Source organism: Bacillus sp. RIT 809 (assembly GCF_016892495.1).
GTDB lineage: Bacteria > Bacillota > Bacilli > Bacillales > Bacillaceae_G > Bacillus_A > Bacillus_A cereus_U.
The window spans coordinates 1-9,458 of record NZ_JAFEMR010000050.1; the positions used below are offsets into that span (position 1 = coordinate 1).

Sequence of the window (9,458 nt, forward strand, 5' to 3'; positions counted from 1 at the left end):
GATCAACAACGCCAGTAACACCAGCCGCACCGATTCATAATGAAGTAACAGGTCAAGAAGTAGTCGCTGGATCAACAACGCCAGTAACACCAGCCGCACCGATTCATAATGAAGTGCCAGGTCAAGAAGTAGTCGCTGGGCCAACGACAACGCCAGTAACACCAGCCGCACCGATTCATAATGAAGTAACAGGTCAAGAAGTAGTCGCTGGGCCAACGACAACGCCAGTAACGCCAGCTGCACCGATTCATAACGAAGTGCCAGGTCAAGAAGTAGCTGCTGGGCCAACGACAACACCGGTAACACCAGCCGCACCGATTCATAATGAAGTGCCAGGTCAAGAAGTAGTCGCTGGGCCAACGACAACGCCGGTAACACCAGCTGCACCAATTCATAATGAAGTGCCAAATCAAGAAGTAGCCGCTGGGCCAACAACAACACCGGTAACGCCAGCTACACCAATTCATAATGAAGTGCCAAATCAAGAAGTAGCCGCTGGGCCAACAACAACACCGGTAACGCCAGCTGCACCGATTCATAATGAAGTGCCAAATCAAGAAGTAGCCGCTGGGCCAACAACAACACCGGTAACGCCAGCTGCACCGATTCATAATGAAGTGCCGGGTCAAAATGTATTAGTTACACCAGTTGTAGCACCTACCAAAGAAACGAAAACAGCGCCGATAGAAAATAATGTTCCAACGGAACAAATCCCAACAAAAAATATTGATTCCTCTGAAATAAAAGAAAAACAAGAAAAAGTAATTAAAAACGAAAAATATGTTTCTAATCCGTTAAAAGATTTCATAACAAATCCAGAAGAACAAATTCAAGAAATTGTTCAAGATTGGATTGAATCGACAGAAGCGGTAAAAGAAAAAGAAACAAATAAATCATCAAATGAAAATGAAGCACAAAATAATCAAACTGACATACAGAATGCATCTAATACAGAACGAACAGAAGAACGTGGGGAACAAGAAGAACAAGTGCGACCAGGTCAACGCCAGCAAGTGTATAACAATCCAGCGCGTGGATCTCGACACTTAGCGTCAATGAATGAAGATGAAGATATAGAGAATGTAACATAAGCCCTCTAAGTAATGAGGGCTTTCTTTCTAAGTAAAAGGAGGGGAAGAAAAGTTGCAATCTAGTCAATCACAATTAATGGTTGAGCAGGAAATAGTAGAGCAGGTTCAAAAAAAGCAAAAAAAGAAAAAGGGATGGAAAATAAAACTGATCGTAATTTTGATTAGTTTAGCGGCATTAATGATTACTGTAGCTGGAGTTGGTTTGGTTACTGTTTTAATGTTAGATGATGAAAAACCAACAACTCCAGGTGGAGTAGGCGGGATAGGCGGGATAGGGACGGCTAATGTTTCACCGGAAGTCTTAAAATGGGAACCACTTGTAAGAAAGCACGCGCAATCTTTTGGGATGGAACAGTTTGTACCACTCGCTTTAGCCCTAATTGAACAGGAGAGCGGCGGGACTTTGCTCGATGTCATGCAGAGTGCAGAGGGAGCGTTTAACACTCGTTATCCAAAAATACAAAATGGTATAACAGATCCCGACTATTCAATATGGTGTGGCATACAGGAGTTAAAACATTCATTAGAATTAGCAGGTGTTTCTGGCCCGGCTGATATAGAAAAAATTAAATTAGCACTTCAAAGCTATAATTTTGGGCCAGGATTTTTTTATTATGTTCAAAAAAATGGAGGAGCGTACACACTTGAATTAGCAAAACAATTTGCTTTAGAACATGCTGGAGGGCGCACGCAATGCGGTTTTAGAAGTCCGTATTGTTACGGGGATTTTACGTATGTGGAAAAGGTATTAAAACACTATGTTGCTACCGCTGGCGGTGGAGGTGCTGGCCCTGGAGACGGAACAGGGGACGGACCAGCCAATGTTAAATTTAATGAAATTATGGCTCTAGTAGCACCATACGATGGATATCCGTATGTGTGGGCTGGCCGAGCGCCGCCGAATTTCGACTGTTCGGGACTGATCGAGTGGAGTTTCAATAAAGTAGGAATTCGACTTAGTGGAACCGCAGAAGATATGTATAATGCGACCGTACCTGTTGACAAACCAGCGCCAGGCGATCTAGTTTTCTTTCACGGAACATATAAAGCGGGTATTTCACATATCGGAATTTACATTGGTAATAACAAGATGTTTAATGCAGGTGGAACACATTTACATTATGCAGATCTAAGTATGCCGTATTGGACAGAGCATTTCTCTGGTATTAGAAGGGTAAAATAAAGGGGGAAGTAATATGAATAAGGGGATTGTAGCAATTCTCATATTGTTATTTTTAGGAGTAGGGACATATGCAAGCTCTCAAACTTCAAAAGTAAATAATTATCAAAAAAAATATGAGGATACAAAGAAAAAATTAAAGGTAGCACAAAAGGAAAACGAAAAATTAAACCAGGAATTAAAGGGGAAAGAACGAAATACCGAAACAGAGGTAAAGAAAGATACAGAAGATTTTTTAAAGGCCTTTTTTGCTTATGATACAGCTAAAGGGGAAAGAGCGTGGACTAAGATCCAACCCTTTGCAACAGAAAAAGCTTTAAAAATGCTAGTTCCAGCGGGAACAGATCCAAAGCAACCAATAGAAAAAACAGAACCAGATAAAACTATAGTTTCGGATATTGATAAATTGTTATTGTACTATACACCAGTAGATGCAACACATGCGAATATATTCGCCCGTGTTTGGCAGAAAATAACCGTTAACGGTGTTTCAAGTATTACACAAATACCGCTAGATATTTCTATAATATATGATGAACAGAAAAATAGATGGGTAGTAGATGAAACGAAAATTCAACAACCTATGAAAGAAGATGGATATATAAGTTGATTTTTTTAACAATATAAAATCAAATAAGTACGCTGGTTATAAAGGAAAGGAGGTGGATCATGTAATGATAAGCGTACTTATTTGGATAACAACGGGAATTGTTGCTTATTTGTGTTATAAAACATTTAATATTGAACAGGAAAAGCTAGAGAACGGAAAATATGATATATACGGCTTTGGAATTGTAGCTATTAGTCTCATTGGTATGTATGTTCTTCGAACGGTTTTAACTGACAGGATTGATCTACAAGTAATATTTATCCTAATCTCCATTGTTATAAATGGGATTGGTATCATGTTTATGACAAAACAATTTGTCTACGACTATCATCATAATAAACTTCCACCATTCCACAGAAAATAACTTCTCAGATTTGTTTATAAAACGCCTTTTAAACTTCACTAATACATTAGGTATCAAATTTGTATTTAAACGTTATTTTGGCTGATAAGGGCCTTAAATCCATTTTAGATAAGAGAGAATTTTATTATCAATTTGGGAGGAAAGCATGGGAACAATTATGACAGTCCTATTAGTTGTATTTATTGTAGGGGCGGTTGTCTCTTTTTTAATGAAAAAGATAAAAAGTTTAATTCGGTTTATGGTGCTTAGTATAATCTTTGGTATCTATCATACTAATATTGACATTTTAGGGCTTATAAAGAGCATTGGAGGGCCGATATTATTCAAATAATTAATTGTGATAAGGACTAGATAAGATCTAGTCCTTATTATTTTTGAAATTAAATGTAAATAAAATGAAAAACTGTAAAATAATACTTGTTTTATGCGCTAGCGCATGATAATATAAAATTAAGAAATGCGCTAGCGCATTCAAAAAACAAAAGGAGTTGTTGACCATGAAATACTTTCAAAGTGTCACTACCTTAGAGGATCTAAAGAAACAATATAAAAAATTAGCTAAAAAACATCATCCAGACTTAGGCGGGAAACATGAAGATTTCATTGAACTAAAGAACGAATATGATAAGCTCTTTGAAAAATTGAATACGAAAACAGAAACAAGTGGAGCATATCAAAACATCATTGACGAACTTATCAAATATGATCTTGAAATTGAAATCATCGGGACTTGGGTTTGGGTTACAGGTAATACTTACTCTTTAAAGAAAGAATTAAAAGAACTTGGTTTCAAATGGGCATCTAAAAAAAGGGCTTGGTACTGGTATGAGGGAGAGTATAAAAAATACCATAATAAAGAATTTTCACTAGATGAAATTCGTACCATGCACGAAGTGAAACGCATCAAAAAAGGAAAGCCGAAACTAGAAGCCTAAGAGGGATTTTCCCTCTTAGTTTTCTAAAAAAAAGGAGATGCCCAAATGTATATAAATGCTAATTGTGATAAATTCAAACACATTTATGATATGGAGAGATTAAAAGGTTACAGTGATCGGGCCGGAAGGGATATAAATAGGCTAGAGGAAATTATAGAAAAATTAAAAGAGTATCAAATGAAAATACATGAACATGCGCAAACTGTCGCAAATACTGAATTTAAAAGCGTTGTAACGTTAGTCAGAAATAGATATGATAAAAATCTTGTAAAGTTTCATGTTCAATTGGAAAGGCGGCCAATGGTCGATAAAAATTATATAGAAGATGAAAAGGTGAATGGATTTTGTGAACATTACAAAATGTTTGTGGGGAAAGAACGCCACCAGGCTTTAAAATATGCCGATAGTCTAGCTTTGCAATATCATTGTGAAATTGAAAGGAGAGGTTTTTAATGCAGCGAAAATTTAGGCTTCCAGACGATGTCTGGGAGCAATTCACTAAAAAAACAAGTGCGCCAGCTGAAACATTACGTCAATTGGTGATTAATTATATTGATGAGGATAGAAACCCGCTAGATGAGGTTATGGGTGTAGAAGAAGCGGCTGAACAGTGGAACATGTCACCAGGAACACTAAAAAATTTATGTGCTTCTGGTGAGGTTAAAGCGAAGAAAATCGGTAATAGATGGATCGTTTCAAAAAGGCAATCGTGCCCTAAAAAATAGGTGCAAAATGAATTTATATGTAATTACGATTTATTTAGTGAAAATGTCCTTTTAGTTTGTTATTAGACTTATTTCAAAGAAAACAATTAGATGTATATTTTATTGAGAAATATTCAATCTTCTGAATATTTAATGTGTTTAGCTGTATTTTTTGATATTATGGTATTAATTTACATGAAAAAGGGGAAGTGGATGCTATGGGTGTTCAAGTAATTACTAAAGAAAAAATTACAAGCCTATTGAACGAATGGTACGAAGAAATTCGCATACGAAACATCGGGACAGCCCAACAATTAAAAGAAAGTATAGATAGTAAAATTCACAGTATAGAAGAAGATCAAAACATACTTGTATATTATGCGCTTCTTAATTACCGTTACAATATTTTGATTAACAATAAAGGAAGTATGGAAGATAGCTTAAAAGCGTTAGAAGAGATTGAAAAACCTAAAGACAACTTTTTAACATATTATTATTATTTCTTTAAGGCGCTACATGCTGTAGAAATTGGAAAGTACAGTGTTGCAAATGAAGCATATCAAAAAGCAGAAGAGTTTTTAAAATATGTTCCAGATGAAATTGAAAAAGCAGAATTTCAATATAAACGATCAATTTTTTACTGGCAGACGCGCCAGCCATTAAAGGCCCTGGATTATATTTTGTATGCTAAAGAAATATTTTTAAAACACAAAGGATATGAAATTAATGTTGCAGGATGTGAAAATATTACAGGGTTGATTTGTAATACATTAAGGCAGTATGAAAAGGCAGAGGAACATTTTCTTTTATCCTTAACTGTTTTAGAAAATACAGAGCATGAGAATTTGATTTTAAAAACACGACAAAATTTAGGCATGTTATATGCTGATCAAGATATGTCTGAACTAGCAATACGCTATTTATCAGAGGTAATTGATCATGAAAAATGCAGTCTTACAGACCTTCCGCTTTTAAAAGCAAACTTCTTATTAGCTAGAGAATATTTTAAATTAGGTCAAAAAGAAATTGCATCAACATTAATTTTAGATGGTATTAATGTTTGTAAGAGCTTAAGTAATGAAGAATATGAATATCACTTTAAAATTTTAGAAGCTATGAATAATGGTTCATCAACTGAAACATTAGAAACAGTAATACAAGAAGGAATTTCCGTTTTTGAAAAAGAAGGGTTAATTGGATATGTGAAAGACTACTCTCAACAGTTAGCAATTAAATTTGTTGAAGATAATGGCTTAGAAAAAGCCGGGAAGTATTATCACATAGCTCATCAAGCAGAGAAAAAATTACAAGAACGGGAGGCTTTAAAATGAAAAAGCTAGGTTTATTAAGTTTTGCAGCGGCCATAATTCTGACATTGGGTATTAATGTATCTAATGATTCACAACAAGCAAAACCACTTCCGAAAGAGCCAGTTATTTATATGTCTGAACACGGTACAGGCTGGTAAATAGCGCTTGTAAAATAAATGTCATTACCCCATTAGGAGAAACCTTGCTATTAATAGTAAGGTTTTTTACTTTTTTAATAATTTAATATTTACCATAAAACGGTAAGGGGAAATGAAAGCTTATAATTGGGGGGAAAACATAGTATTGCTTTATGTGATTGCAACTAAATTAACTAAAAAGAAGGATATTTGACAACTCAAAAAAGGGAGTAGGTAAAGATGACTAATTTTGCTTTTCATCCTGTAACACATGAAAAAATTTCTATAGAAGAGTGGCAAAAGAAATATATGGAGGAAACGCCGATTTGTGCGGTTTGTAATAAAAGCATGTATGTACGTGCAAAAGCCAGTGATATGAACACACATTTTGCGCATTTCAAGGGTTCGGATTGTCCTTTATTAGCTGAAAATCACAAAAGATATAAGCATTTAACACCGACGGAGAAAGATTATGCCAATGCAAAGAAAATAAAACAAACGGTATTAAATAATCTATGGGTATTTTATTTGAAATGCCAGGAGGTTTTCGGGGAAGGGTTCCGGCAACAAGATTTTAAAAGTGTGCTGGAGAAAGCGAATGAAATTAATATATGGCTCTATAAGGGATTGACAGTTAAACATGTTCCGTATGTGTTATTAGTTAATTATGGAGTATTCGAAAAAAAGCCATATCGAGATGAAAAAGTGTACTTTATTTTTGATGCGAACTTATCTAACTATGATGATTTATGGAATAAGCCCAAAGCGATAAGACAAAAAATGTGGAAGGTGTTTCCTAAAAAAGGTGATATTAATGAAATTGAAATGGACTTTTCTAGTAATGCATTAGCACCAGAATACTTTATCTCTTATATTACGAAAATAGATGGAAATGCATTGAAATGGTGAATACTTAAAAAATACTTTACGGAAAAACAAGAGTTTTATGTCGTCTGGTTGATCTCTTATAGTTAAAATTCTTTACACCCTATAAATAGTGTAGTGTAATTATAGAGGGATATTTTATATTTATATTATTAAAATTTCAAAAGTGTGCGGAGGGGTTATAGATGTTTGTAGCGGCGAATCGTGTGTATTATCACACAAGTATTCATAAAAAAAATGCATACAGAAATGTATATGAATTAGATAATGAATTTCAAGATGAGATTATAGAAAAGGTTATTATACCGTACTTGAAAGATGAAAAAATACATTTTGATGGGTACTTTATTGAACCTGAAAATGTAGATAGAATTGTTATTAAACAGTCTACAATATCTTCAAAACAATTTATCAAAGATGAAAATGAAAGATCGTTTAAGAGTCGAGCAGCTGCAATGATGAGCCCTTCTGACATAATGAACAATGATAATTATACAAGGGATATAACAAAAATTATGTTTGCCATAGCAGAGAAAAAGCTAGAGGAACAAGGACATACAGAAGATAAAGTTTCAAAAGATGAAGTTTCAAAAGATGAATCTGAAATTGATAGAACAAAGGTATTTATTGTGCATGGACATGATGACCTTGCTAAAACGCAAGTTTCCGAACTTATTAGAAGGTTAGGATTAATACCGGTTATCCTTCATCAACAAGCAAATGAAGGAAAAACAATAATTGAAAAAATCGAATCCTATTCAAATGTAGGGTTTGGTGTAGTCTTATATACACCATGTGATGTTGGTTCAAAAGAGGGGGATGAAAAGAATTTAAAACCTCGTGCTAGACAAAATGTTGTTTTTGAACACGGTTTTTTAATAGGTAAAATTGGAAGAGCAAATGTAGCTGCATTAGTGAAAGATACAGTTGAAACACCAAATGATATATCTGGTGTAGTGTATATTACAATGAAATCCGAGGGGGATTGGGAACTACAACTTGCAAGAGAATTAAAAAGTTCCGGTTATGATATTGATTTGAATAAGCTATATAACTAATAAAAGCCAATTGTATTATTACGTTATATCAAGAAGAGCTTGTAGAAATCCTACAAGTTCTTTTAGTTTTGATAATAAACTTACACATGTTTTTCAATCAGTTGAATTTGAAAAATATCACTGTCTTTGATACCAAGCACCCTCATTTCTTCTTTAAACGAGCGCCAGTCTTCCACTTTAATGGATTTTTTTCTTTTATCACGCAAAGTATATTCTCTTATGTAATATGACTTTGGGTGTTTATTATTGTTCATCGCAATCCCACCTATGCATTAATAATAGAACATTTTAACATATGGGTGTATATTTTAATAATGCAAATAACAGAAATTTAATTAGGAAAGAAGTTGATATTTGATGCCAAATTGTGATTGGGGTAGTCCCTGTAATTGTTCAGACTGTAGAACAGAACGATTTCCTGTAGTATGCACTCATTGCAGCTTTAAAAATATACTTAAGGTAGAGGGTGGGTCTGAATATAAGGTAGATCGAAAAGGCTTAGGATACTATGACTTTACTCATCCAGGAGGAACAAAAGATTTAAATTGTTACCATTGCTCAACAGTCATACCAGGAGTTCGCTATTATGATAATTATGATGAAGAAGCTTGCAAAAGTAGTTTAGTTCAGTATCAAAACAGATTAAATGGTCGTATTTGTAGTGCTTGTGATGCAATAGAAGGTGATCTCAAAGGTATTTCTTTTGTTACATTAAAAAAACTAAATGATAAATTTTACTGCCAGAATTGTATAGTGGAAGTTGGTAAAAATCAAATACCTGATCCCTCAAATGAAAATGAAAAATATGATTTTAATGGAAATACTTTAAAGTGGGAATTAGATAAAGTACGTATCGAATGCCCTTCTTGTCATAAAAAAAGGTGGCTAAATGCCGAAAATAGTTGGAGAAAGCAATGTAAGCCCTGTTATTATGCTAAATCATAAATTTAATTTAAGGGAAACACCTTACTATGACAAAAGGTGTTTCCCTTTCTTTTGTACCTTAGGATTTACAGACTTGTTTCGCTAATAATTATGTATTTGTTAATCACTTCAAATGAAAAGTAGAGTGCCAATAGTGACAATTATTAAGGATTTTATTAATGAAATCTCCCTTGCTATTCTTCTTCTCTTTTTCTTGATGTTGGAATGAATTAAATCGTTTTGTTGCTTCCTCCATCGAA

General features: G+C 34.2%; 13 protein-coding genes and 1 pseudogene. 13 read left to right on the top strand and 1 reads right to left on the bottom strand.

What is annotated here, in order from left to right:
• The 12 genes and pseudogenes from JTF23_RS27040 to JTF23_RS27095 form a co-directional block, all read left to right on the top strand.
• Positions 1-1,091 (top strand): annotated as a pseudogene (locus JTF23_RS27040) (hypothetical protein); the annotation flags it as partial.
• Between the two features lie 52 nt (positions 1,092-1,143).
• The gene (locus tag JTF23_RS27045) at positions 1,144-2,274 is read left to right on the top strand and encodes a bifunctional lytic transglycosylase/C40 family peptidase (RefSeq protein ID WP_374100909.1); all 1,131 of its coding nucleotides are present in this window, start codon (positions 1,144-1,146) and stop codon (positions 2,272-2,274) included.
• Positions 2,275-2,287: 13 nt separating this feature from the next.
• The gene (locus JTF23_RS27050; RefSeq protein ID WP_204210253.1) at positions 2,288-2,881 is read left to right on the top strand and encodes a hypothetical protein; all 594 of its coding nucleotides are present in this window, start codon (positions 2,288-2,290) and stop codon (positions 2,879-2,881) included.
• 64 nt (positions 2,882-2,945) lie between these two features.
• Positions 2,946-3,245: a hypothetical protein gene (locus JTF23_RS27055; RefSeq protein ID WP_097877634.1), complete on the top strand. Its 300-nt coding sequence runs from the start codon at positions 2,946-2,948 to the stop codon at positions 3,243-3,245.
• 145 nt (positions 3,246-3,390) lie between these two features.
• Positions 3,391-3,576, top strand: coding sequence for a hypothetical protein (locus tag JTF23_RS27060; RefSeq protein WP_097877636.1), 186 nt, complete (start codon positions 3,391-3,393; stop codon positions 3,574-3,576).
• Between the two features lie 166 nt (positions 3,577-3,742).
• Positions 3,743-4,180 carry a molecular chaperone DnaJ gene (locus JTF23_RS27065; protein ID WP_097877637.1) on the top strand — a complete coding sequence of 146 codons (438 nt, stop codon included), beginning with the start codon at positions 3,743-3,745 and terminating at the stop codon, positions 4,178-4,180.
• 45 nt (positions 4,181-4,225) lie between these two features.
• The gene (locus JTF23_RS27070) at positions 4,226-4,633 is read left to right on the top strand and encodes a hypothetical protein (RefSeq protein WP_204210254.1); all 408 of its coding nucleotides are present in this window, start codon (positions 4,226-4,228) and stop codon (positions 4,631-4,633) included.
• Entirely contained in the window at positions 4,633-4,905 is a 273-nt protein-coding gene (locus JTF23_RS27075; RefSeq protein WP_097877640.1) for a helix-turn-helix domain-containing protein, read from the top strand. The genes JTF23_RS27070 and JTF23_RS27075 overlap by 1 nt, the downstream gene beginning before the upstream one ends.
• Before the next feature lie 197 nt (positions 4,906-5,102).
• Entirely contained in the window at positions 5,103-6,215 is a 1,113-nt protein-coding gene (locus JTF23_RS27080; RefSeq protein WP_204210255.1) for a response regulator aspartate phosphatase, read from the top strand.
• Positions 6,212-6,352 carry a hypothetical protein gene (locus tag JTF23_RS27085; RefSeq protein WP_204210256.1) on the top strand — a complete coding sequence of 47 codons (141 nt, stop codon included), beginning with the start codon at positions 6,212-6,214 and terminating at the stop codon, positions 6,350-6,352. Before JTF23_RS27080 ends, JTF23_RS27085 begins: the two co-directional genes overlap by 4 nt.
• A gap of 219 nt (positions 6,353-6,571) precedes the next feature.
• Complete coding sequence (locus tag JTF23_RS27090; RefSeq protein WP_204210257.1) at positions 6,572-7,240, top strand: hypothetical protein; 669 nt, start codon at positions 6,572-6,574, stop codon at positions 7,238-7,240.
• Positions 7,241-7,401: 161 nt separating this feature from the next.
• Positions 7,402-8,274, top strand: coding sequence for a TIR domain-containing protein (locus JTF23_RS27095; protein WP_204210258.1), 873 nt, complete (start codon positions 7,402-7,404; stop codon positions 8,272-8,274).
• An 80-nt stretch (positions 8,275-8,354) separates the two neighbouring features.
• Here the strand turns inward: JTF23_RS27095 and JTF23_RS27100 are convergent, their stop codons facing one another.
• A complete protein-coding gene (locus JTF23_RS27100) occupies positions 8,355-8,528 on the bottom strand; it encodes a hypothetical protein (protein WP_204210259.1) in 174 nt (57 codons plus the stop codon).
• 103 nt (positions 8,529-8,631) lie between these two features.
• Here JTF23_RS27100 and JTF23_RS27105 point away from each other — a divergent pair, with 103 nt between their 5' ends.
• Positions 8,632-9,219 (top strand): hypothetical protein, encoded by a 588-nt coding sequence (locus tag JTF23_RS27105; protein ID WP_204210260.1) that lies wholly within the window; start codon positions 8,632-8,634, stop codon positions 9,217-9,219.
• Positions 9,220-9,458 lie beyond the last annotated feature (239 nt).

Excerpts from the sequence above, each read along its gene's own strand:
- JTF23_RS27060 (WP_097877636.1), top strand. The coding sequence starts at position 3,391 with ATGGGAACAATTATGACAGTCCTATTAGTTGTATTTATTGTAGGGGCG.
- JTF23_RS27085 (WP_204210256.1), top strand. The coding sequence starts at position 6,212 with ATGAAAAAGCTAGGTTTATTAAGTTTTGCAGCGGCCATAATTCTGACA.
- JTF23_RS27095 (WP_204210258.1), top strand. The coding sequence starts at position 7,402 with ATGTTTGTAGCGGCGAATCGTGTGTATTATCACACAAGTATTCATAAA.
- JTF23_RS27105 (WP_204210260.1), top strand. The coding sequence starts at position 8,632 with ATGCCAAATTGTGATTGGGGTAGTCCCTGTAATTGTTCAGACTGTAGA.
- JTF23_RS27080 (WP_204210255.1), top strand. The coding sequence starts at position 5,103 with ATGGGTGTTCAAGTAATTACTAAAGAAAAAATTACAAGCCTATTGAAC.
- JTF23_RS27065 (WP_097877637.1), top strand. The coding sequence starts at position 3,743 with ATGAAATACTTTCAAAGTGTCACTACCTTAGAGGATCTAAAGAAACAA.
- JTF23_RS27070 (WP_204210254.1), top strand. The coding sequence starts at position 4,226 with ATGTATATAAATGCTAATTGTGATAAATTCAAACACATTTATGATATG.
- JTF23_RS27090 (WP_204210257.1), top strand. The coding sequence starts at position 6,572 with ATGACTAATTTTGCTTTTCATCCTGTAACACATGAAAAAATTTCTATA.
- JTF23_RS27050 (WP_204210253.1), top strand. The coding sequence starts at position 2,288 with ATGAATAAGGGGATTGTAGCAATTCTCATATTGTTATTTTTAGGAGTA.
- JTF23_RS27055 (WP_097877634.1), top strand. The coding sequence starts at position 2,946 with ATGATAAGCGTACTTATTTGGATAACAACGGGAATTGTTGCTTATTTG.
- JTF23_RS27075 (WP_097877640.1), top strand. The coding sequence starts at position 4,633 with ATGCAGCGAAAATTTAGGCTTCCAGACGATGTCTGGGAGCAATTCACT.
- JTF23_RS27100 (WP_204210259.1), bottom strand. The coding sequence starts at position 8,528 with ATGAACAATAATAAACACCCAAAGTCATATTACATAAGAGAATATACT.